Origin of the sequence: Adhaeribacter arboris (assembly GCF_003023845.1) — a bacterium.
GTDB lineage: Bacteria > Bacteroidota > Bacteroidia > Cytophagales > Hymenobacteraceae > Adhaeribacter > Adhaeribacter arboris.
This window is the reverse complement of the sequence record NZ_PYFT01000001.1, coordinates 1,689,205-1,713,813: the sequence shown is the minus strand read 5'-3', so window position 1 is coordinate 1,713,813 and position 24,609 is coordinate 1,689,205. Positions and strand designations below refer to the sequence as shown.

The 24,609-nt window shown below is 42.7% G+C and carries 18 protein-coding genes; 14 read left to right on the top strand and 4 right to left on the bottom strand.

Annotated features, from left to right (window positions below; genetic code table 11):
* The first annotated feature begins 305 nt into the window (after positions 1 to 305).
* Together AHMF7605_RS07060 and porU2 are read left to right on the top strand one after the other, a co-directional pair.
* Positions 306 to 1,367, top strand: a complete 1,062-nt coding sequence (locus AHMF7605_RS07060; protein WP_233218969.1) for a putative type IX sorting system protein PorV2 — start codon at positions 306 to 308, stop codon at positions 1,365 to 1,367.
* Positions 1,368 to 1,436: 69 nt separating this feature from the next.
* Complete coding sequence (porU2, locus tag AHMF7605_RS07055) at positions 1,437 to 6,401, top strand: putative type IX secretion system sortase PorU2 (RefSeq protein ID WP_158267465.1); 4,965 nt, start codon at positions 1,437 to 1,439, stop codon at positions 6,399 to 6,401.
* A gap of 123 nt (positions 6,402 to 6,524) precedes the next feature.
* Here the strand turns inward: porU2 and AHMF7605_RS07050 are convergent, their stop codons facing one another.
* Together AHMF7605_RS07050 and AHMF7605_RS07045 are read right to left on the bottom strand one after the other, a co-directional pair.
* Positions 6,525 to 7,415, bottom strand: a complete 891-nt coding sequence (locus tag AHMF7605_RS07050; protein ID WP_106927790.1) for a YsnF/AvaK domain-containing protein — start codon at positions 7,413 to 7,415, stop codon at positions 6,525 to 6,527.
* 48 nt (positions 7,416 to 7,463) lie between these two features.
* On the bottom strand, positions 7,464 to 7,895 hold the full coding sequence (locus AHMF7605_RS07045; RefSeq protein WP_106927788.1) for a YsnF/AvaK domain-containing protein: 432 nt from the start codon (positions 7,893 to 7,895) through the stop codon (positions 7,464 to 7,466).
* Between the two features lie 543 nt (positions 7,896 to 8,438).
* Here AHMF7605_RS07045 and AHMF7605_RS07040 point away from each other — a divergent pair.
* A complete protein-coding gene (locus AHMF7605_RS07040; RefSeq protein WP_233218968.1) occupies positions 8,439 to 9,050 on the top strand; it encodes a ribonuclease HII in 612 nt (203 codons plus the stop codon).
* A gap of 132 nt (positions 9,051 to 9,182) precedes the next feature.
* Here AHMF7605_RS07040 and AHMF7605_RS07035 read toward each other — a convergent pair whose 3' ends face one another.
* Both AHMF7605_RS07035 and AHMF7605_RS07030 read right to left on the bottom strand, forming a co-directional pair.
* Positions 9,183 to 9,830, bottom strand: coding sequence for a response regulator (locus AHMF7605_RS07035; protein ID WP_106933374.1), 648 nt, complete (start codon positions 9,828 to 9,830; stop codon positions 9,183 to 9,185).
* Between the two features lie 155 nt (positions 9,831 to 9,985).
* Entirely contained in the window at positions 9,986 to 13,057 is a 3,072-nt protein-coding gene (locus AHMF7605_RS07030; RefSeq protein ID WP_106927786.1) for a sensor histidine kinase, read from the bottom strand.
* Between the two features lie 251 nt (positions 13,058 to 13,308).
* Between AHMF7605_RS07030 and AHMF7605_RS07025 the strand changes: the two genes are divergently transcribed.
* From AHMF7605_RS07025 to AHMF7605_RS29635, 11 genes are all read left to right on the top strand, one after another.
* A complete protein-coding gene (locus AHMF7605_RS07025) occupies positions 13,309 to 14,088 on the top strand; it encodes a hypothetical protein (RefSeq protein ID WP_106927784.1) in 780 nt (259 codons plus the stop codon).
* Between the two features lie 122 nt (positions 14,089 to 14,210).
* Complete coding sequence (locus tag AHMF7605_RS07020; RefSeq protein ID WP_146153530.1) at positions 14,211 to 14,765, top strand: hypothetical protein; 555 nt, start codon at positions 14,211 to 14,213, stop codon at positions 14,763 to 14,765.
* Positions 14,766 to 14,838: 73 nt separating this feature from the next.
* Complete coding sequence (locus tag AHMF7605_RS07015) at positions 14,839 to 16,740, top strand: T9SS type A sorting domain-containing protein (protein ID WP_158267464.1); 1,902 nt, start codon at positions 14,839 to 14,841, stop codon at positions 16,738 to 16,740.
* Between the two features lie 282 nt (positions 16,741 to 17,022).
* Positions 17,023 to 19,266 (top strand): T9SS type A sorting domain-containing protein, encoded by a 2,244-nt coding sequence (locus tag AHMF7605_RS07010; protein WP_158267463.1) that lies wholly within the window; start codon positions 17,023 to 17,025, stop codon positions 19,264 to 19,266.
* Between the two features lie 313 nt (positions 19,267 to 19,579).
* Positions 19,580 to 19,936 (top strand): hypothetical protein, encoded by a 357-nt coding sequence (locus tag AHMF7605_RS07005; protein WP_106927777.1) that lies wholly within the window; start codon positions 19,580 to 19,582, stop codon positions 19,934 to 19,936.
* The gene (locus AHMF7605_RS07000) at positions 19,933 to 20,211 is read left to right on the top strand and encodes a hypothetical protein (RefSeq protein WP_106927775.1); all 279 of its coding nucleotides are present in this window, start codon (positions 19,933 to 19,935) and stop codon (positions 20,209 to 20,211) included. The genes AHMF7605_RS07005 and AHMF7605_RS07000 overlap by 4 nt, the downstream gene beginning before the upstream one ends.
* Positions 20,212 to 20,550: 339 nt before the next feature.
* A complete protein-coding gene (gene srmL, locus AHMF7605_RS06995) occupies positions 20,551 to 21,585 on the top strand; it encodes a PheS-related mystery ligase SrmL (protein WP_106927773.1) in 1,035 nt (344 codons plus the stop codon).
* A 528-nt stretch (positions 21,586 to 22,113) separates the two neighbouring features.
* Positions 22,114 to 22,572: an ester cyclase gene (locus tag AHMF7605_RS06990; RefSeq protein ID WP_106927771.1), complete on the top strand. Its 459-nt coding sequence runs from the start codon at positions 22,114 to 22,116 to the stop codon at positions 22,570 to 22,572.
* Positions 22,573 to 22,602: 30 nt separating this feature from the next.
* On the top strand, positions 22,603 to 23,796 hold the full coding sequence (locus tag AHMF7605_RS06985) for a DUF1624 domain-containing protein (protein ID WP_106927769.1): 1,194 nt from the start codon (positions 22,603 to 22,605) through the stop codon (positions 23,794 to 23,796).
* Between the two features lie 181 nt (positions 23,797 to 23,977).
* The gene (locus AHMF7605_RS06980) at positions 23,978 to 24,337 is read left to right on the top strand and encodes a nuclear transport factor 2 family protein (RefSeq protein WP_106933373.1); all 360 of its coding nucleotides are present in this window, start codon (positions 23,978 to 23,980) and stop codon (positions 24,335 to 24,337) included.
* Between the two features lie 12 nt (positions 24,338 to 24,349).
* Complete coding sequence (locus AHMF7605_RS29635) at positions 24,350 to 24,520, top strand: type 1 glutamine amidotransferase family protein (RefSeq protein WP_158267462.1); 171 nt, start codon at positions 24,350 to 24,352, stop codon at positions 24,518 to 24,520.
* The last annotated feature ends 89 nt before the right edge of the window (positions 24,521 to 24,609 follow it).

Here is a 24,609-nt window from a genome sequence, read left to right as displayed (position 1 = left end):
TATTTTACAGATTATAATTTCTAGAAGAATTAAATTAGTATATTGCTTTTAACTAAGGATTAAGTAGGATTTAAACTGGTTTAATTATGGCTTAATGTAAATTAGGCAGGCAGCCAATAAATTAGCTGCTGGTAGATGAGCGCTTAAAATTAAATTTTCTGACGGGTAAATAGTAGGAGAAGTCTCAAATTGTCTCCAGGTAAAAAAACGTAACACACTTTATCGTAAAAGTTCTGTTAAGGATCAGGGTAAATTTTATTCTAATCCAGCAGTTACTGCGAGGTTGGTTTAAATCTTTTAAGCCAGTGTTGTCGGTTATTTTTATTTTATTTCCTTTTGTCTTATTTGCCCAGATTTCGGCACCTAAGTATAGCAACGAGTTTCTGAATATCGGAATTGGCGGTCGGGCTTTAGGCATGGGGAATGTGCAGGTGGGGATAACCGACGATGCTACCGCCAGCTATTGGAATCCGGCGGGGTTACTACGGGTTAAAAATAAATACAACCTAGCTTTAATGCACGCGGAATTATTTGCGGGGATTGTTAAAAACGATTTTGCCGCTTTTGCTTTACCCTTAGATACCAACAGTACTTTAGGTTTTTCCGTTGTCCGGTCCGGGGTAGATGATATTGCCGATACGCGCCGGTTAAAAAATCACGAATATGGCTATTACCAGTACGATAGTATCCGTTTTTTTTCCGTAGCGGATTACGCTTTTCTCATATCTTACGCCCGCAAAAGCAATGTTATGAAAGGCTTGAGTTTGGGGGCAAACGCTAAAATTATTTACCGTAATGTGGGAGCTTTTGCCACCGCCTGGGGTTTCGGCCTGGATGCCGGGGCGCAGCTACAGCGGCAGAAATGGCAGTTTGGGTTAATGGCCCGCGATATAACTACTACTTTTAACGCCTGGAGTCATAACCCTGACGAAATAAAATACACGCAATTACTCGTGGATTCTACGGCGGCTTTGCCCAAAAATACCATTGAAATTACTTTACCCCGCTTAATATTGGGAGTAGCACGAACCATTTCCTTACCAAAAAAATTTCTTTTGCTGCTCGCCACTGATTTAGATTTTACTTTTGATGGCCAACGCAATGTGCTTTTTAAAACAAAGTTATTCTCGGTAGATCCTAAATTGGCCTTGGAGTTAAGTTATAACCAGTTGGTATTTGTGCGCGCCGGTATGAATAACCTGCAGCAAATAAAAGAATTTGATGGCCAGAATTCCTGGCAATTTCAACCTAATTTTGGAGTAGGGGTGGCTACCAATGGTTTACGATTAGACTTAGCTTTATCGAAAATAGCCGATAATGCCAATGTTTCGTCGATTATGGTTTCACTGGGTTACGCTTTTGATTAATGGCTGGCATTTATAATGTTTACTTTTAATTTTTCTTCTGGTTTACAAAAAATTGTTTTAAGCGGCTTCATGAGTCTGCTAGTAACTGTGTCTGGATTAGGGCAGGTGCGGTATGGCAATGAATGGATCAATTACGCGCAAACTTATTATAAAATTAAAATTACGAAAACCGGTATTTACCGGTTAGACCAAGCTTATTTGGCTAATGCGGGTTTAAGCAATGTAAATCCGCAAAATTTGCAGTTATGGCGTCGGGGCAGAGAAGTAGCCGTATACGTCGCCGGTCAGGAAGATGGAGCTATAAACCCGGGTGATTACCTGGAATTTTACGGGGAACGTAACAACGGCGAGCTCGACCGGGAACTATATAAAAATCCGCAAGACCATGTAAATCCTTATTTTAGCTTGTATACCGATACGGCCGCTTACTTTTTAACTGTGGCGCCTGTACCCGGCAAACGAGTAGAAAATCTGGATCTACCTGCTACTGGCCTACAACCGGAACCTTGGCACCAAGCCGAACGATTGAAACTCTATACCGCGGAATACCAAGCGGGCACTTTTTACGGGGATAACGCTATGTCGTGGGGTGATGCCAGCGAAGGATACGGCGATGTTTGGTTCGGAACGATTGGCGGCGGCGTACGAAGTCCGGTAAAAGATTTTGAAGTAGATTCAGTACTCCAAGTAGAGCCCGGCGGTCCACTACCCCAAATAGAAATTTTACTCGAAGGCGTTTTACGCGATGCGCACAACGTAACCATTGCGGTAGTTACCCCAACTGGAGCCATCAGAGCATTGGAAAGCAACATTATTTTTAGTCCCTGGGATAAAATCCAAAAGTTTTATTCCTTGCAAATGACGGATATTTCCGGGGAAGGCAAGGTGAAATTACGCATAACGGTGAATGTCCGCGGAGTGGCCGATATTGTCCGGGTCCGGTATCTTCGAGTACACTATTCCCGGAAAAACAGTTTCCCAGCCCTTAGTTTAACTATCTCGCCTCGTGATACCGTTAAAACTACACCTTCGTATTTTGTGCTGTCAAAAAGTAATACCCAAACTCTCCTGGGTTATGATATTAGTAATCCTTATGCTATCACTAAAATTAACGTTATAAATAATGCTACCGAGGCGGCTTTGGTTAGTCCGGCGCCCAACGGAAAAAGTCAAAAAATTTTAGTAATAAATTCCGCTGCTATTTACACCCCGGCTCCTCCTAGTCGAATTAACTTTCGCCATCTTGTTGGTAATTCCTCTGGTTTTATTTTACTATTTCATAAAAGATTAGCTAAACCAACTGGTGCTTACTCCAATCCGGTAAAAGCGTACGCCGAATACCGGGCGTCCGAGGCGGGAGGCAAACACGATACGTTATCTTTAGAAATCGAGCAGGTGTATGATCAGTTTCATTACGGCGAAAAATCAGCATTGGCGATTCGGCATTTAATGCAGTACTTACTGGTGCAAGGCAAACCGCAATACCTGCTGTTGTTAGGCTATAGTTTGCTGCCCGATTATGATAATTTTGGCCGTTCGCGTACTTTCCCTACGCCGGCATCCAGGCAACGAGACATGATTCCCACGGTGGCCCCGGCTTCCGATATATTTTTTACTTCCGATTGGGATAAAGACGAATACTTCCCGAAAGTAGCTACCGGGCGCGTAGCGGCCCAGAGTCCGGAGGAACTGGTAGCTTATTTCGATAAAGTAAAAGAACACGAAGCCTTGCCCGACAATCTGGAATGGCGAAAAAATATTCTGCATTTAGGCGGCGGCGACACCGAGCAACTAAAAACGTACATCCGTAATGCTTTAACCCGCTGGGAAAATATGGTGAAGAAAACTTTCCTGGGAGCTAAGGTAAAAACCATCTACCGCTTAACCACCGCCGGCACCGAAAAAATAAATGTTTCCGGCGACCTAAATGCCGGCGTTTCTTTAATTACCTTTTTTGGCCATTCTTCGCCTTCCATTAATGACATTGACATTGGTTTGGTTACCGATCCGGTAAATGGCTACAATAATACCGGCAAATACCCCATGATGATCATGAATGGCTGTGCCACCGGCAATCCTTTTCTGGACAATAGTTTCGGGGTAAATTGGTTGTTGGCGCCTAAAAAGGGAGTAATTTTATACTTAGCTCATAGCAGTATCGGCTACGCTAATGTTTTACAGTTATACAGCGAGAAATTTTACGAAGTAGCTTTTACCGATTCTACTTTCTACGGGAAACCAGTTGGCGTTATTCAGCAAGAAACCATCAAACGCTTTTTAGCCTTAACGCAAAGCCCGAATGCCGTTGCCCAAGCCATGCAAGTATTTTTACAAGGCGATCCGGCCATTCGGTTGTTTTCGCCGGCAAAACCGGATTACACCGTGCAGGAAAATGGGCCTTTTATTCAAACTTTTAATAACGAGCGCTTAACCGCAGCCTCTGATTCGTTTACCATTGCTATTCCGGTTAAAAATTTAGGGAAAGCAATTACGGATTCTATTTCTGTTTCGGTGAGGCGCAATACTGGTTTGGTGATGGATTCGGTATTGTTTCCACCAGTCTATAACCAGGATACGCTCTACTTTAAATTTGTAGATAAGAACGGCCACACCGCCGGAGTAAATCAATTTACCATTGTTTTAGATCATCTGAATAAAATTAATGAATCGGAGGAAACCAATAACAGCTATACTTTTGAATATTATTTCCCGGCTAATACGGTGCAAGCTCTTTACCCTCCCGAATATGCCATTGTTGGGGGGGCTAACGTAAAATTAATCGGGCAAGCCCTGGAGCGGCCAACCAAAACCCAGGATTATTACTTCGAGTTAGATACTTCGCCTCAATTTAATTCTCCTCAAAAACAATCTACTCTGGTGTCTGGCGCGGGACTTTTGCCAAGTTGGCAAATAACTTTACCCGCCAATACAGCTCCCGAAGATAGTGTGGTGTATTACTGGCGATTCCGGACGAGTGAATTAGCCCCCGGGCAGGACTCAGTAGTGTGGGGAACAAGCTCTTTCCGGTATATTCCGAGCAGTTCGGATGGTTGGTCGCAAAGCCAGCCCGCTCAATTACGCAGCGCCAGTACCAGAGGTATTACTTTGGAATCACCAGGTCAAAAATGGGAATTTACGCCCATCTCCCGGAAGTTAATCTTAAAAACCGGCGGGGGAAAAGTAGCCGCGGCGTATCCGCCCAGTGGTATTTTTATCGATGGCCGGACCCGGTTCGATGCTTCCTGCGGCTTTGGCCAACCCAATATCCTGGCCGTAGTTTTCAATGATAAAACCTTGGAACAACATAGTATGCCGGCTACATTAGGGGCCAGTCTTTGTGGCAATTTTCCTAGAGTTATGTACCAATTCGGCAATATTGCGGTTGTTCAGAATCAGGAAATTCTGCGCCAGTTTCTGGAAGCAGTGCCCTCCGGTTATTACGTAGCTTTAATTAGCGTGAATAACGTGCCGTTCAGTACCTTCACTCCTCAGCTTAAAGCAGAATTCCGGAACTTAGGTTCTCGCCTGATTGATAGTGTGCAAACGGGTTATCCTTTGGCACTAGTTGGCCGCAAGGGAGGCGCCATTGGAACGGCTCAGGAGAAAACTTATGTGCGAGGTGAACCCACCGAAGCTGCCCTGCAAATGGTTGAGCTAAGTACCGAAATTACTACGCGGGGTGTTTCCGGCGAAATAACGTCTACCTTCGTTGGCCCAGCAACCGAGTGGAACAAGATGCAAACGGTAATTAAAAGTAACGGGGCCGGAAAAGATAATTATTCCTTAACGGTACGAGGCTACGATGCGCAAAGAAATAAAGACACCCTGGTTTATGAAAATACGAACAGTCGGAATTTAGATTTAACAAAACTGAACGCCCGCCGGTATCCTTATTTACGATTGCAGTTGGCGGTTTCGGATACGCTCGACCGAACCGCTCCCCAACTTACCGATTGGCTGGTACTTTATAAAGGTACCCCGGAAGGTTTGGTTTTAGCCGACACTCTGGTAACCGATAAATACAAAAATTTAGGAACGCAAGCAACAGCCGGCAGTATTTCGACCAGTTTTACTTTCCAGAATATTTCGCAGCATAATTTCCCGGATTCTTTAGTAGCCCGCCTTAGTTTAATTGGAAATAGCGGTTTTACCCAGGATATAAAAGTAAAGCCAATAGCCAAAGGAGAACTCGTGGATATTCCGGTTACTTTTCCTACTCGGGGATTGAGCGGTAAATATACCTTGCGTTTTTTCGTTAATCCGTATCTGCAGCCCGAGCTAATTTACACGAATAACGTGTTTGAAGTACCCTTTACCGTAGGAGCTAATATTCCCCCCATTTTAGATGTTGCTTTTGATGGTCAGCATATTTTGGATGGGGACATTATTTCGCCCAATCCACAAATTACGGTTTCGGTGAAAGACGAAGATAAATTCTCTTTTTTAAAGGATACCGAGGGAATGGAAATGCTCTTGTTAAAACCCAATAGTCAGAATTATGAACAAATAAATTTAAGCGGCGGCGAGATAAAAGTATTTCCGGCTAATGAAAAGAATGATTTCCGGGTGGAGTATAATCCGCAAAATTTACCCAACGGACTTTATAAACTGCGGGTACAAGCCCGGGATGTAGCTAATAATGCCGCCGGTTTTGAACCTTACGAAATTAGTTTTAACGTAATTAACGAGTCTACCATTACAAATTTTTATCCGTACCCGAATCCGCTTTCGAGTAAAACCCGATTTGTATTTACGGTTACGGGAGCGCAAATTCCGCAAAATCTGAAAGTGCAAATTTTAACGGTAACGGGTAAAGTTGTTCGCGAAATAACCAAAGAAGAACTGGGCCCCATTAAGGTTGGCAACAACACCAGCGACTATGCCTGGGATGGCACCGATGAATTTGGCGATAAGTTAGCCAACGGGGTTTACTTGTACCGGGTAGTCATGGATACCGATTCGTTTACCCACCGTTCTACGGCCGGCGATAAAGCTTTTACGAAGGGCTACGGTAAATTGTATATTTTGCGGTAGGGAAAATTATACCACCGATTTATTCTCGCTAAAAAGCAATCCGTATAAATTATTAAATAAAAAAAGCGGCCATTTAAATATGGCCGCTTTTTTTATATCTAAGCTTTTATTTAGATCAGACGCTTACAAATTAGGGTTCCGATCTAAATCATCTAAATCCGTGGTGCGCGTAGTATTTGTAGTACCGGTGCGATTTACATCCGTACCCAAATTTTCTACTTCTACATCAGTGCGGCGAACGGTATCGTGAATGGTTTCTTCCCGTTCTTCTACTTCTTTACCTAATCTTACTTCTTCCACTACGCGGGCTTCTTTGCCTACTACCGGTACTTCGGCTTGTTCTCTAAGTTCAATTTCGCCTTCGCGGAAGTTAGCTAAATCTGCTTCGGTAGCCGGACGATTTACGGCGTTACGTTCTACCCGGACATGTTCTACGCGTAAACGTATACTTTCTTCAACCGGACGTTCAATAATGCGGCTCCGGATACGGGCGCCACCAGTTTCTACAACCCGCTTACCCACTTGCAATTCCTCTTCAATAATCGGAATAGCGCCGGAAGTAGCATCTGCCGTATTCGTATAAGATTGGTTCCGGTATTGCTGAGCGCGTTCATCAATATCCACAGCTCCGTATTGATCCAGAATTTGAGCGGCACTTTCGGCCTCTTGGGCAGATTGCGCGTGAACGGTAATAATAGAACCACGACGGCCTACTTCGCTGTAAGACCTTACGTTGTCATCATCGTCGGAACCGAATAAATTGCGGAAGAACCGACTTACGCTATCATCATCATCTCTATCGGTATTGTAACCAGAAGTGGTACTGCCACTATAATTGGCGGTAGTACTACCACTGCTAAAATCGGAAGAAGTAGTTCCGCTAGTGCTGGAACCAGATGCGCCGGGAGTGGAGATATCTATTCTATCTTGCGAAATGCCCGAGCTAATTAATTGCTGCAATGCTTGTTGCGCTTCTGTTGAATTGTCGAATATTCCTACTACTGTTTGTGCCATAGTTTTATGTGTTTTTAGTTTAGGTTAATAGAATTAGAATTATAAAAATTAAAAAGTTTCGTTAGTTAAATTATTCGTGTCTATTCGTTCTATTTTTACTTCTTCTTTCCGAAGCGTAATAGTTTCCGACACATTTGTATGTACTTGTTGTTTATGCACGCGAATTTCTTCTACCAGCATTAACCGCTTTTCAATTACCACTACTTCCTGGATTACCGGAATAATCATTACCTCGCCTTCATAGCGTACCGAAGGGGCGGTCTCAATGTATTGATTTACCGGAACCCGTTCTATTTGTACTTCTTCCTGTAACAACGGAGCTTCTACGTGTGCTTCTTCAGCGTGAACGGTTTTAATAATCCGTACGCGTCCGGTCTCTACTATCTTTTTGCCAACCTGTACGTGTTCTTCTATAACCGGAATAACGTGGGTAGCTTTTTCGGATTCGTTATGCCAATTCTCGTTCAGGTTTTCCTCCATTATTCGGATTTTATATTAAAATGTATGGTAAGTTATAGTATTGGTTACTAGTGTAAAGCTAATACGGGAGTAATGCGGTAATGTTTACTTTCGTATCGGAAATTTCTTATTTTTTATTATGGAAGGCGTAACAATTTAGTAATATTAAATCTGCTCTTTTGTGAGATTCTAAAATGATTTTATTAGGTAAATGGCTGTTAAATAACAAAATACTGGAATATCGCTTAGTGTTTTGTCTTTATTTTGCTTAATTTAAAATTAAAGAGGCATTTGAGGTAAAATTTTTAAAATATAAAAAAGTTATATTTTTATTTATTAATATAAAGTACTAACTATAAGGTAAAACCTTTATAAGTGCCAAAAACCTTATATTAATTTTATATTAAGAATGTAGAGCAGCCATGCGGAGGAAGATGGAACGAAGTTCTTTCCTTTTAAATAATCGATGAATAAAATTCAGGCAATTTTTTAGCAGATTAAGTTTTACTCTTTTAATTTGTTAATCATTATTTAGTTAATTAAACTTTTATTACAACGGTTACCTTGGCGAAAGAAAAAGCTACTTTGTTGGCTAATTACAGCGGTTTAAAATTGGAAGCTGGTTTGGATGAAGCCGGTCGGGGATGTTTGGCTGGTCCGGTAGTAGCGGCCGCCGTAATTTTACCTTTAGATTATTTCCACCCTATTTTAACGGATTCTAAGCTGCTCACTAAAAAACAACGGGAAACTTTACGCGAAGAAATTTGCCGGGAGGCCGTTAGTTGGGCGGTTAGCGAGGTATCACCGGGCGATATTGATCAAATAAATATTTCGAAAGCTTCATTTCTGGCGATGCATCAAGCGCTAAATCAGCTACCAACTCCCCCGGAATTTTTAATTGTAGACGGAAACCAATTTATTCCGTACCCAGGTATTCCGCACGCCTGTATTGTAAAAGGCGACCGCAAATATTTTTCTATTGCGGCGGCTTCGGTACTGGCCAAAACGTACCGGGACGACATCATGACAAAATTAGCCGAACAGTTTCCCGGGTATGGTTGGGAACAGAATGCCGGCTATCCGACGCGATTACACCGGCAGGCGATTCAGGAAGTGGGAACAACGCCTTATCACCGGTTGTCCTTCCGGTTATTACCCGAATCGGTCAATTTGTAAAAAAAAGCAACTTGCAGTTTGAGCCAGTTGGAAAATTTATTTCTCTTACGGTTGAAGATTATTTGCAAGGCTACCATAATCCACTTCTGCTTGTTAGAGGAAATCTTGTATTTACTGCTTAGAAAAGCAAAATTACACCAATCGCTGCTTAATGGCTTTGGCCACCACCTCGGTTAAGGAGGCCACGTGCAGCTTTTCGTAGATATTTTTTACGTGCGAGCGCACGGTTTCGTAACTGATAAACAGTTTGGCCGCAATCATTTTATAACTTAAACCATCAACCAAACAAGTCAGAATTTCTTTTTCCCGGCTGGTTAAATGATACGAGTCGTTCCGTTCCGGTGCTTCTACCGGGCTTCCGGATTTTAGTTTGTTGAGTACTTTGCGGGCAATGGTCGGCGACATGGGAGCGCCGCCGTATTGTAGCTCTTGGATAGCGTGAATTAAATTGGTGTTAAGGAAACTCTTTAAAATGTACCCCGAAGCCCCGTTGCATATAGAATCAAATACCCGTTCGTCGTCTTCAAAAACGGTTTGCATGAGCACGTGAATGTGCGGAAATTCTTGTTTTATCAGTTTCACGGCTTCAATCCCGGTCATTTCGGGCATGGCAATATCCATGAGAATAATATCGGGCTGGGTTTTGCGGATGTCCGCGAGGCAATTTAGTACATTACTGAAAGCGCCCACAACTTTAAAATCGCTTACGGTGCTTAAAAGCATGGTAATGCTTTCCCGAATATTGATGTTATCATCGAAAATAATAATTTTTAAAGGCATAGCTTCGGGTGTTTGGGAAATTAAGTATAAGATAAAGGTTTTTAGTTGATTGTAAATCAATAGTATAGAATATAATAGCAACCAACCAAACTTTGTCGGTTTCTTTAGATTATTTACAAAGCTGTTATTATTTCCGGTGGCAAACAATCCCCGAATTAGGTGATTCTAAAATCGATAACGAGCGTGGTACCGGTAGGCCCAGAAGTTACTTTTAATTGGCCCTTTAAATTATTTACCCGGTTTCTGATGTTGCGCAACCCGTTACCCGACAGCGAAGGAGTTAAATTAGGGCTGGTGGGCAATCCGCGGCCATCATCTTTTACTTGCATGACAATATGCTTGTGTTGCAGCTTTAAAGTAAGCTCTACATTTTTGGCGGCAGCATGTTTGGCGCAATTGGTTAAAGCTTCTTTTAGGATTAAATAAACATCTTTGCTTTTTTCCATTCCCACATCAATGGTGGGTGGTAAATCTTCGCGGTTAATGCTAAAGTTAATGTTATTGGCGCGCAGCAACGGCCGGCCGAATGACTCTATCCGGCCGATTATTTTATCCATCCCGTCGTTAACCGGGTTAATGGCCCACACAATATCATTCATTTCCGAAATCATCTCGTTGGAAATGGTGCTGATTTTAGTGAGTAAACTATTTAATTCCGGTCCTTCGGCGGCGGCATTTTTAATTTGGGCTACCTGGCTGTAAACCGAAATACTACTCAACGTAGAGCCAACCGAGTCGTGTAAGTCCTGGGCAATTTTGTTGCGGATGGCTTGTCTTTTTAAAAGTTGCTCGATGCGATAACGGTAAATAGAATAAATTATTAAAGAGATAAAACCTATCACCAAACCATAAAACCACCAAACTTGCCAGAAAGGAGGTACAATGGTAATAACTATGGTGCTTACCTGGTCCGAAGAACTGGCCGTGCCGGTATTGGCTTTTACTTTAAACAAATAATCACCGGGGGGCAAATTGGTGTAGCCGGCAATGTTGGTACTACCCACGTTGTGCCAGTTTTTATCGATACCTTCCAGTTGATAACTATAATTTATATTGTCGGGGCTTAAGTAATTAGGCGAAGAGAATTTAAGTGAAAAAAAGTTTTGATTGTAGTTAAGTTTAATGGCTTTTTGCCGCAGTAACTCATTACGATTAACATTAAATATCCGGAAATCAGTAAATACCGGCTTGCTCGGGGGCATTGGGTCTTTAATTTTTTCCGATTTAAATTGAACGAAATAATGGCCACTGCCGACGTAAATAGTACCGGCCGCATCCTGGTAAATGGTTCCATTAAGCCCCCCTGTATCTTCTACATCCAGTAAATGGTACGACGAAAAACGCTTTTTAGCCGGATCATACCCGTATAAATTGCCATTAGCTACCATCCATACTTTTCCTTTTTTATCCACCGCAATTCCCTGCAACAGATTAGGCGATTCCGAAATATGACGGAACGTTTGGGTGGCGCGTTCGAAGTAATTTAGGCCGCCGCCGTAAGTACTCACCCATAAGTTATGCCGGGAATCTTCGGCAATATCGTACACATTATCGCTGCTGAGGGATTTAAAGTTGGCAGGATCGTTCTGATAATAAATAAAATGGGGGTAAGGCAGAGAGATAAGTTCGGCTAAACCGTTTTTGGCGGTAGCCATCCATAATTTACCATCCCGACTTTTATATAGTTTACGAATTAAGTTATCCTTCAAATCCAGGCGCGTGACTATCTTCCGGGCACTATCGGCTCGAGAAACCCAGCTTTGTCGGGCATAGTCGTAATAAGAAAGATAGTGTCCGTAAGGCACCGCGAATAGAATTGGCTGCTGGTGAATTTTAAAATCTACCAGCGAAATAATGCGGGAAGCAATAATCTGGCTCATTACCAAATCATGAGCCTGGTCGGGTAAGAGGTTGATAGCGTGCGTAGCCGGATTAAATCTAAACAAAGAATAATTAGTACCTAAGTAAAAATCACCGTTGGTACTTTGGTGAAATTTGCTGACCGCCAGTTCTGTACCTTGATATTTTAAAACAATATGCTCAAAACCAGGCGCATTTTTTGGTTTCTTAAACATGCCGTCGCTGGTACCAATCCATAAAGTTTCTTGGGCATCCACGTAAAAATCAAAGATGCGGCCGGGTTGAGTAGCGTTGCTTTTTACCGGTAAAAATTGTGAAGTAAACTGTTGTTGGTACGGATTGTATTTACTTACTCCTTTATCCGTTCCTACCCACATGATGCCGTCGCGGTCGCGGTAAAGGCAATTAACTTTATTATGGATAAGCGAGCCAGCTTTTTGCGGGTCTGACCCCAGGTGCCGGAAAGAATTTTGCCGGTAATTATAAATATGTAAGCCTTCGTAACGGCCGCCAATCCAAAGATTACCCTGGTAGTCGTTGGCAAAAGTAGTGGCTTCGTCGGTAAAAGAGGCGGTAGGTGCCCCTATTATGGGAAACTTTTCTTCTTTTTTTACCTCCGCATGATAACGGTACAAAATATTATCCCAGGAGCCGTACCACACGTGATTTTTCTGGTCGGTATACAAGGAGGTAACCACAACGTGCGGCAGTTTAAGATAAGCACTTTTGTAATTCGCATCCGAAATTGAATGGGAGGTACGGGTATCTATTTTTAATAACCCGCTGCCCTGCATGCCGGCCCAAATAGTATCTTGCCTTACCGTCAGGGCAAGTGCGGTTTTTACGCCCTGGTATGTAATTTTATCAAATTTTTCGGAGTGTTTGTTAAACCGTAATATGCCGCCGCCGCTGGTGGCCAGCCACAAATACCCTTGCTTATCCTCAATCAGGGCGTTTATAATATTTACCGGAATAGAGGTGGAGTCGTGGGGCAGGTGCCGGTATCTTTTAAATTGCTGCTGGTAGGGCAAACGGTAATTGTAACGAGTTAATCCGCCGTCGGCGGTAGCAATCCACATAATATCGCTTTGGTCCAGGTGCAAACCAGTGATAATGTTGCCCGAAAGTCCGTAATTATCCTCCGGCCGGTTCCGGAATATAACCATTTCTTTGCCATCGTACCGGTTCAGGCCATCCTCGGTGCCAAACCAGATAAAGCCTCGCCGATCTTGGACGATGCAATTTACTTTATTGTTGGATAGTCCGTTTTGGGTAGTTAGCTTATCAAAAATAAAGGTTTGGGCGGAGACCGCATAAGAGCCATTGAGTAAAAACAGGCAGAACCCGAATGTTAAAAATTTACTCATTTTACAAACCGAATATTTAACCAATTACTCTTCTGCAATTAACAAAATTTTGAGATTCAGCGGGTTAGTTATTAATAAATATCCCCTTAATCGGGGATTATATGCCCGAATATTTTTACAGTTCTGGAAATCATCCTTTAAAATCTACCTTTTTCGGGGATTGTAGCCGCCGCCCTTAATGCCTCTCTTTGTGGTATAAACGCCGGGCTAATCCGGTACTTAAAACTAAAATCGAAAACCTTTAAACAATCATGAAAAAATTAGTTAGAAAATTCAGTTTCCTCGCCTTAGCCTTAGTTGGCTTAGTAAGTTGTGATGAAAAGGATAACGAAACGCCTAAATCCCCAACCGTTATGGTTTTCACGACCGCCGAGGACGTGGATGCCAAGTTAGCCGGGTTCAGATCTACTTTGGGAGATTCCTTAAACACGAAACCGGGTAAAACCAGCGGCCGCCGGGAAGTAAACTGGGATGCCGTACCCGCCACTTTTACCAACACGAACACTTTCCCTTTTGATTTCTTTAACTCCCCGGACCCCACTTTACCGGCCGGACGCAAAAGAGGCATTTTGTTCAACCATCCCGGTGCCACTTTCCGCATCAGCGATACTAATTTTAACGATGTAGACCCGAGTTACAGTACGCAGTTCGCCACTTTTAGCCCGGCAAAAACTTTTGCCACCATTAGCTCCACGGTTACAGAAGTTACTTTTAAGGTGCCTGGCACTAACCAAGATGCTTTTGTAAAAGGTTTCGGAGCTATTTTCTCGGATGTAGACCTGCCTAGTTCCACCACTATGGAGTTTTTTAACGGCGATAAAAGCTTGGGTATTTACCCGGTTAAACCCCGGTCGGGAGCCAGTAGTTTTTCATTTTTGGGAGTTTATTTCCCGGATGATAAAGTAACCTCAGTAAAGATTCACGCGGGTAATGCCAAAATAGCCGCCGGTAGTACGGATACCGCTACTTACGATGTGGTAGTTATGGATGATTTCTTGTACAACGAGCCTATAGCCAATACCAACCAGTAAGGCCTTTGGTTGCACAAATTTCTCCTTTAAATCCAGGGCAGAGGCATTTTGCCGGTGCAAACAACTACGGCAAAATGCCTCTGCCCGCCTTTCACAATAAAAAATTAAATTTTTTAAAAGTAATGTTACTCTCATCCACCCTCAAAACCGCTCTGTTAATTATTGCTTCGGCTTGGTTACTGATAAGCTGCAACAAGGCTCAGGGTTTAAACTCCGCTCCAGCTAAACTAAAAAATCCTACCGCCGCAGTAAAAAACCGGATAACTTTTAAAGTAAATGGAATTCCCGTGAAAACTTCGGGTTGGACAGTAAGCCGTTTTAAGTGGCAGGCCGGTGATGCCGTAACCTGGCTAAATATTACCACCAACATGCACGAAGAAAAACGCACGCTTAATGTAAACCTGAACGGCTCAGCACCCGCCGATTACACTTTTCAGGAAGGTGGGTCCTTTCGCCAAAAATCGCACGGCAGTTATAAACCAGATTACCTGGGCGATTTGCTTAATTCTTATTCTTTGGTGGCCGGCACCTTTCACTTAACCCAGGTAGATACTATCAACCAAGTAGTAAACGGCACTTTTAAATGTCAGGTAAAAAACACCGCCGGCGAAACGCTTTTCATTACCGAGGGCCAAATTATTAATGCTACGCTGTCGCGGGGTATTACTAAATATTAATGCTTTTTTCCGACACCTCTTCTTTATTCAATCAAATTTCCTCCTTTTAAAACATTTTAAAAATTCCGAAAAAATGCTACGCTCTATCTTAATTAAATATTACCGGGGATTAATTGCCCTGTTTCTTTCGCTTTTAGTTGGTTACAATGCTTTAGCGGGAGTGCCGCCGAAAACATCCAGACTTAATGCGGCCAATGTTGTTGTAGCCCCTACTATTACTTTTTCTAAACCGGAACTAAGCGGATTTACGGCCACTTTAGGAAAAAACTCTATCGCCCAAAAGTACACAATGTTCTGGAAAGACATGCCCGGTGGGAAAGATATAGAATTGTTTTTTCCGGCTGGTTTTGAAGGAAATACTTCGGGGCCAACGGGTGAATTCAAAACATTTGCTATTATCTCGGCTGCCTTTATTGCAAGAAATTCCAGTCAGGAAGTTTTTGTTCGATTAAAAGATAATATTCTTCCGGGAAGCCATAAAGGAGTCGTGCAGCATACTTTTATTACTTCTCCGAGCACTAGTATGGCTAACTTTCCGGTGAGCGGAACGGTTTTCTCGCTGCCCGCCAAAGTAGCCATGACTCAATTAGGTACTACTTCACCCACCCAAACCGACGGGCCTCCCAGCTATTTTGAAGGCGAAAGCCCGCGGGCCGATTCAGCTGCCGTGAGAGCCGATAACCTACTGAGTACGGGTTCCCAGAAAGTTTTTATCAATTTCCCGGAGAGCTTTGAAGTAAGTTTAAACCGGACATTTGGTTTTAGCCATTCCTTAGTTATTGCGCCGCCGACACCGGGTCAAGTAGTAAGTTATTCTAAAAAGATTTACTTCCGGTTAAAACCTAACTTAAAAACGGGGAACTATATTGAAGATGCTACTTTCTTTAACGACCAGGTCGGTACGGCTACCGTGCTTTTGCAAGGTGGAGTAGGTAAGATAAAAGCAACCATGGGCGTTTCGCCGGACAATATAACGGGACTTACGGCCATTAAAGCTACCGGAAAGCCTTCTGAGCCAAAAAATTATCTCTTTACCGCTTCGGATTTCCCAACGAACGACTGTCAGATTATAAATTCGTTTACGATAATTGCCCCGAAGAATTTTGAAGTAAGCGCGAAAAAAGAAGGTCCTTACCAAGAAGTTTTTACCATTGGAACGGATGCCGATGATGTTAGCGGGCAAGTAAACCTGAATAATTTACAGACTAGCTTATTCGTGCGATTAAAAGGTGACTTGGCCGTGGGAGATTACGCCGGCGATGTGCTGCACGTTCACCCGCTAACCGGTGTACGTAAGTTAAGCGTAAGTGGCAGCGTAAAAGCCGATATAGAACCTAAACTTGTATTGAGTATCACCAGCGCTACCAATTTAACGGCCGTTAAAAACCAGCCTTCGTTCCCCCGGGGTTACCGCACCTTCCTGAAAGAAGTAACCCCCAACACCGCTTTTACCATTACTTCTACGGCACCCGCGGGTTTTGAAGTAAGCAATTTGCAAAAAGGCACTTTTGGCAGTACCGCCTCCATAACCCTTACCACCGATAACTTAGGCAACGCCGAAGGAGCGCTATTTGTGCGCCTGAAAGCCAGTTCCACCGCTAAAACCGTTACCGGTTTTGTGCAACACGAAGTGGTCGGTACTACCCTAAACGCTTTCTTAAATGTAAAAGGCACCATTGCCACCAGTATAGCTACCGCCGCGCCAACGAATAAAAACCAGGTACTGGCGGGTTTAAACGCTTATCCCGTGCCGGTGCAGGACCAACTCACTGTAGCTTTCGAGGCACCCGCCCGGCAGGAAGTTCAAATCCGTTTGCTGGATTTGCAGGGAAACACGCAGTTAAAACACCACTTGGTAGCACCCGGCGGTAATCAACAAATAAAACTTTCCTTAACCGGACAGAAAGCTGGCCTCTATATCCTGGAAGTAATTACCGGCACAGAACGCCAGACGGTGGAAATAATAAAAAAATAATTCTCCGGTACGGCCATTTTGTTCCGCCCCCATTCTTTTCAAAATAATTAATCAAGTCTAATCCTTTTATACAAAATTATCATGTACCATTATTATAAGCGGAATGTTGTTTCATCGGCAACGTTATTCATTTTTCTTCTCCTATCCAATATAGGAGTACGGGCCAATCCCAAAGTTGCCCTAAAAAGAGTTGAACCTACTGTTGTTCTGGGTACAATTTCTAATAGTCCGTCTAGTTTATCTTTTGCTGTAGTACAGGGGCAAACAGCAGAACCGAAGGAAATGTCTATAACCATATCCGGTGTTTCTGCCGCGGCACAAACTAAGGTAAATGCTCCGGCAAATTTTATGGTAACCAGTACCGCCAATGGCTCTAATGGAAAGGAATTAATATTCACCGGTAATGGAACCTTTAAGTTTTTCGTCGCCTTCTCTCGGACTTTTGATATAGGGATTTTTACGCAGTCTCTGGTTATTACCGGAAGCGAGATTAATACGAAGACCATAACTTTAACTTGTGGGGTATCCTCTAATCCAGGAATTTTTCCCTCGTCCATTAATTTGACGGCCCAACCAGGACAATTGCCAATTGCGCAAGAACTAACCATTATTTTAGCGGGCCTAAGGGCCACGGAACAAACTTTTTTGCACGCGCCTGATTTTTTTCAAATTCTGGCCACGCCCACGGGTATAGCCGGAAAAATATTCACTTTTACGGGTAATGGTACTTTTAAAGTATTTATTTCTTTTGAGGGTAGTTCAGAGATTAAGACATTTACCGACGAACTATTCCTGGTTGGTAATGGTATCGAAACAAAATTTATTCCGGTAAAAGCTACCGTGCTGGCAAAACCCACTCCGGTAGTAAATCCCAGCAGTTTATCCGGTTTTACAGCCGTTCAGGCCGGCGCTACTTCTGCGGCGCAATCCTTTGATTTATTCGTAACGGGTTTACTTTTCCAGGAAGCGCAAAATGTGTTCGTAACCGCACCAACGGGGTTTTTGGTGAGCCTTTCTTCTAATCCGGCCACCTTTGTTAACTCGTTTGTTTTAACGCCCAGCAACGGTAAAGTAAATGCCAAGGTATTTGTGGCCATTAAGAATAACAGCCCGGTGGGTGCCATTAACGGAGATGTAAAAATTACCGGCAACCAGCTTAATACCAAAGCTGTTCCTTTAAGCGGCACGATTACCGCTAAACCGCAACCTGCCCTCACGGTAAGTAAAACCAGTATTACCGGCTTTTCTACGGTTACTAACAAAGCATCGGCGGCGCAATCGTACCAGTTACAAGCTTCGAATTTAGCGGCTAACGGGAGCGCCACCGTTACCGCCCCAACCGGTTACGAAGTAAGTTTAACGAATACTACCAACAGTGTATTTTCAACTATTAAAACCCTCGCGTCTTCGGCGGGAGCCATTAATGTAACGATATTTGTACGGCTAAAATCGCAATCAACTACGGGCAGTAAAACGGGGAACGTGGTAAACACCGTGGCGGGTATTACCAAAAACGTGAGTGTAAGCGGCACCGTTTCGCCGCAACCAACTATTACGGTGAACCCTACGAGTTTAGCGGGTTTTAATACGGTGAAGAACCAGGCATCGGCGGCTAAAACCTATACCGTTACAGCTACTAATTTAGCGGCGGGAGTTACCGGAACCGTAACGGCTCCGACGAATTTCGAAGTGCGCCTGCCAAACACCGGTTCTTTTGTTTCCACCCTCACGCTAACCCAAAGCAGTACCGGCACGATTAGCCGCACACTGGAAGTCCGCCTAAAAGCCACGACTACCACGGGTATTGTTACTGGAACGATTCAGAATAATATCGCGGGTTTTATTAAAAATATCGGTGTTAAGGGCTCGGTAGCCGCTCCGGCTTTGAGTATCCCGGCGTCTAGCTTAATCTTTACCGCGGTTAAAAACAAAGCTTCGGTACCTAAATCGTATAAAGTAGTGGCGGCTAACTTGGCTAGTGGCAATACGGCCAGCATTACCGCACCCAGCGGCTTCGAAATTAGTTTAAAAACCGATGGCGTATTTACCAGTACTTTAACCTTGCCGCAATATGTAACCAATGGCATTGCTACGGATGTATTCGTTCGGCTAAAAGCTACTGCTACAGCTGGAACCCTGAAAGGGAATCTAACTAACTCCGTAGCAGGACTAAGTAAATTAATCGCGCTTACCGGTACTGTTTTCGCCCCAACTCTTTCAGATCAGGGGGTACCTCCATCCATCCTGGTGTTAGAAACTTTGGCAGAACCTACGGCCTGGTCGGTAAAAGCCTTTCCGAATCCGGTTACCGATAAACTAATCTTAACTTACACCCGGCCGGCAAATCAGATTTTGGATGTGCAGCTCTTTACTTTGGAGGGGCACCCCGTTTGGCAGCAGGAAATAAAAGCTACCGGCGAACCAGAACAAATAGAATTGCCCATACGGGAGCAGCCAGTCGGGATATACTTGTTGAAAGTGGTAGCGGGCAATCAATGGGAAGTTACCCGGATTATAAAGCAATAAGCAAGTCGTAGGTTTAAAGAATAGAGATAAAGGTCCAACTATAAGCAGGTTTGAGTAAAACCGGGCCGAAACCCACAATACTACTCAAATCAGGAACAATGATTTGAATGGTATTGAGAATTTAGAATCCGGTAACGCCAATTGGCAAATACTTCGTGCTATTCCTACTGAGTACTAAAAATTAACTATTCTTCACGTAAAAGATACCGCGAGAACGGGAATAAAAAAGCATAATCCTCAGTGAGTCATTAACGATACGGTTAAAGCCAGTTTCTTTACAATACTAGCGGCTTATTACTTATAAGAAACAAGGGTGGCCGATTTTAATCCATGGTATTTCATTTTAGAAACCCATATCCTGCCCGTTACTACCCATTATTATGGAACCTCGAAACCAACGCTGAAAAATGGTACCTCCACGGTAGTTATGCCCAGCGAAGTTTTTGTGCACATGAGTAAATTAGATTTAACCGCCCTTATTTCTTACCTAAAACAATTGCCACCTGTTAACCTTCAGCTTCCGACCACGAAGTTTTACTACATGGGCCGAACGCTATTAGCCATGGGGAAATTAAACATTTTAGTAGCCGAAAAACGGAACAATTCGCCCTCCCGGATTCTGCTCAACCCAGTGTTGGTATTACGTATGGGCGCTACCTCGCCGATATGAGTGGGCGCCGGGGATGCCGCGGATTAAATTTACCCGGAGGAAAAGTAGCCGGGCCGCCAGGTGCGCCGCTTACCACTAATTTAATCCCGGTGGGCCAGGGCACTTGGCAGGAATCAGATTTAAAACGGGTCTTACGCGAAGGTAAGCGCCCGGATGGAACCAGTAGCAGTGACTTTATGCCCTGGAAATTAATAGGTAAAATGACCGGTGAAGAAATTCACGCGCTCTGGCTTTACTTAAAAAGCGTTCCTCCCAGGCAGACCGGAAACCGGTAACAGTTTAGCAAGTTTATATTAACAAGTTTATAAACACCGGCGCGGATAGTATTTCTATGAAGTAGTATTTGTGCCGGTATTTGAATTTTCAGGATTAATCTGATTTTAGGAAAATAATTAAAATTTCTACTTATTTTTTCTTATTTTTGCCATTGCATACGCAAGCTATGTCCATATTAAAGAAACATATTGCTTTAACTCCCTTCTTCTTTTTTGGCCCGCTCGGGGCTAGTATCTAATCTATGCTCCTGGCGGGAGTAGTTCTCTTGTAAGGAGTTCCACAAAAAATCACTTTGCTTACCAAAATCTTATAGTTCCTTAACTATAAATCATTTTCTCATGAACAATATTTCACCATCTATAGAAGAAAAAAGAAAGTTAAAGCTGCACAATAATTCAACCCATCCGGTTAGTCAGTTAAAAACAAAAATTCAAAACTATTTCCCGGATTTCACCTGTTTTGATACTTTACCGGAAGTAGTTACCCTAGACGAAAATTTCGATAGTTTGCTGATTCCGGCCAATCACCCGGCGCGGGCTGCCACGGATACTTATTACATGGATGGCAACCACGTTTTACGTACGCACACCTCGGCCCACCAAACTACTTTGCTAAAACAAGGAGAAACTAAATTCTTGGTTACCGGCGATGTTTACCGCAAAGACACCATCGACAAAACGCATTACCCCGTGTTCCACCAGATGGAAGGAGTGAAAGTTTTACCGGCTGGTACTGATGCCCTACAAGATTTAAAGCAAACCCTAGCGGGACTGATTCATCATCTTTTTCCGGGTAAAGAATACCGGTGGTTAGATGATTTTTTTCCTTTTACAGACCCTTCGGTTCAGATTGAAGTGCTGGATAACGGCAATTGGGTAGAAGTGTTAGGAGCAGGAGTCATTCATTCTCAAATTCTCCGGAATGGTGGTATTTCGGGTACCGGCTGGGCTTTTGGTTTAGGCATCGACCGCTTATTACTTACTTATTGTAGTATTCCGGATATCCGGTATTTATGGTCCAAGGATGAACGTTTTCTAAATCAGTTCAAGCACGGGTTACCAATTTTTCAGCCTTATTCTAAGTTTCCGGCGGTTATCCGGGACATTTCATTCTGGATACAAGACTACGCTGAAAATGCGGAGGGTCTTTGGAACCAACACAATGATTTTAGTGAGTTGTGCCGGGAAATCGGGCGGGATTTAATCGAAAGTATTACTGTTCTGGATAAATATACCAAAAATGGCTTGGTTTCGCTGGCTTACCGGATGGTTTACCAATCGAACGACCGAACATTGCTCAACGAAGAAGTGAACGAATACCAGGAAAAGGTTAGAGCCAAAGCCAGTCAACAATTCGGTTTGCTATTACGATAAGGAAAAAACAAACATTTTGGTTAATTATTTAATTTCCTAAAGCTTAAAAAATAACCGTTTTATTAAGCCGAGCCTGAGCCTGGTATAGACTCAGGCTCTCTGGTTTTTCTAATCTCGGGTAAAAGTAAAGGCGGTAACTACAACTCAACCAAGTATTACTTAAAAATACCTTCGTTATAACTAATGATACATTCTTGACCAAAACTTAAATTAAAGTTTTCCAGACATTACTTTTCTCGGGGAGAGCACGAATGGAAAAAGTATAATCATTAAATGACTTATTCTGAGTTATTTATTAACTATTGAAAATCCCCACTTTCGGGGATTTTTTTCTTTCCGGATTTAACAGGTTCCTTCTTTGCCCGCTAAAATCTACCTTTTTCGGGGATTGTAATCGGTCCTTCAAATCCTTCCCTTTGTAAAGAAGCGAATGCCTTATTCGGGCGACCAGAATTATAGGTTTTAGAAGTGAAATCAAGCATTACTCTTCCCACTTATTTAGTCACTTTAAATGAATAATAAAAATTTATGAACGCAGAATTAAAACCCATGAAAGCATCTTTTTCCATTGTGGTAGCCGATTTAGAAGCGAATAAGCAGTTGGTTCAAAGGCATTTTAACGAGGTGATTAACGGCAAGAACCTGGACGTTATTGCGCAGCTATTTGCGGAAGACTTTTACTCGGTAGCTCCCAACGGAAAAATAGTAACAGGTCGTGAAAACTTATCGAATTACCTAGGTTATTTTTTCTCGGCTTTCCCGGACCTGCACATGACAGTAGAAGAATTGATAGCCGAAAACGAGACGGTAGTGGCTCGGGTAAGGGTAACGGGTACCCAGCAAGGGGAGTTTTGGGGTATTGCTCCGACTAACAAATTTATTAGTATTCAGGAAGTTTTTATAGTAAAAGTTGTAAATAACTGGGTAGTAGAAGCCCGCCCTTTGCCGGACTTACATTCCTTATTTCAGCAGCTATCCGCCCATTAACTCATTCTAAAAATTTAAAAACAATTAATTATGTCTACTACTACCCTGGTCCGGAAGGCCGTAAACACCCGCGTTTCCAGCATTGATGTGCTGCGCGGTCTGGTTATGATTATTATGGCGCTGGACCATACCCGGGATTATCTGCATATAAATGCCATGTTTTATAATCCGGTTGATTTAGAGACGACAACGCCATTTTTGTTTTTTACGAGGTTTATTACCCACTTCTGCGCGCCTAGTTTTGTATTTCTATCCGGAATTTCGGCTTACCTGTCCGGGCAAAAGAAAACCCGGCAAGAGTTAAGTATCTTTTTATTAACCCGCGGCTTTTGGCTCCTATTTCTGGAGTTATCGGTTTTAAACTTTGCTTTTTGGTTCGATGTAACTTTTTCGATTATTCAACTACAAGTAATGTGGGCCATTGGAATAAGTATGCTGGTGCTTAGTAGTCTGATTTATCTGCCCAAAAAAGTAATTTTGGGAATTGGCTTAATCTTAGTGTTCGGTCATAACGCTCTCGACGGGATAACTTTTCCGGCCGGCACCCTGCTCGATTTTATTTGGTCTATTTTGCATCAGCCTAAATTAATTGCCCTTACCAATTCTACTAAATTAATTATCATGTATCCGGTATTGCCCTGGATCGGGATTATGGCCCTGGGTTATTGTGTCGGGGAATTGTACCGCAATTCATTTGATCCGGAACAGCGTCGGCGGATATTGTTAAAAACGGGTTTATTGGCCCTAGGTGTGTTCTTTTTGTTAAGGTTAGTCAATATTTACGGCGATTCTGCTTTGTGGAGCGTTCAGGCTACTGCTTTGTTTACGATAATATCTTTTTTAAATGTAACAAAATATCCCCCCTCGTTGCTGTATGCACTTATGACTCTCGGAGTGGGCCTTTTAATATTGTATGCCATAGATGGAAAGCGAAGTAAATGGACGAATTATTTGACTACCTACGGCCAGGTTCCGCTTTTTTATTATGTTTTGCATTTTTTCCTTATTCACCTGATTTCGGTAGCTAGTTTGTTGCTGGCAGGTAACTCCTGGGCACAAATAAATTTTCAAAACGGCACCGGCGGAATCATGCCTAATCAAGGCTTGCCTTTATTTGCTACCTACCTGATTTGGTTAATAGTTGTGCTGAGTTTTTATCCGATGTGTCATTGGTACTATTCATTTAAGAGTACTAAAAAAAGTAAAATCTGGAGTTATCTGTAAAGCATTCAACCATTTAATTTTTTTGAATAAACCTGTTCAAAGCGCCGGGTTGTTGTCCGAAAATACAGTAGCTAATCATGCTTCATCGGAAAGAACAGAAGAAATCGACCAGAAAGCAGTTGGCCTTACTAAATAGTTAAAGTACCTCGTGTTAATAGTAAAAAATATAAAATTAAATTCGATGCTCACGTTCGACTTTGCCCAAAAATTCGCCCGGGAATGGATTGCTTCCTGGAACGCGCATGATTTAAATGCGGTTTTAGCCTACTATTCTGCCGATTTTGTAATAGAAACGCCTATGACCTTGCTTATGAAACCTAATAGCCAGGGAAAGTTAGCCAACAAAGAAGCGGTAAAAGCTTACTGGACCATTGGGTTGCAGCGCATTCCGGATTTAGAATTTAAACTGTTAGACGTATTAATTGGCATGAACACTTTAACTATTTACTATTTAAATAAAGCAACCAAAAATAAGGCGGCGGAAATGCTTTTTTTCAACGAGGAGCTACAGGTTTGCAAATCCTTTGTGCATTACTCCTGATTAGATAATTCAATGTATACTTATCCCACCGTTTTGGACCAGCCAAGAAATTACGACGTTGATATTCTGGAAGATAAGCATCTCGTAATGCCTGGCAATATTGGAACAGCCGCCGGTTGTTTAGCGGCTATTAATCTGATGGAATGGGCCATTGAAAGACTTTACGACGAAAAAGTAAGATAAGAAGTAATCGCTTCGGTTTTGCCAGTCGGGTAAGGCAACTATGCATTTACTAAAACCAAAAACAAGATTACTCCTGATAGTCATTTTTA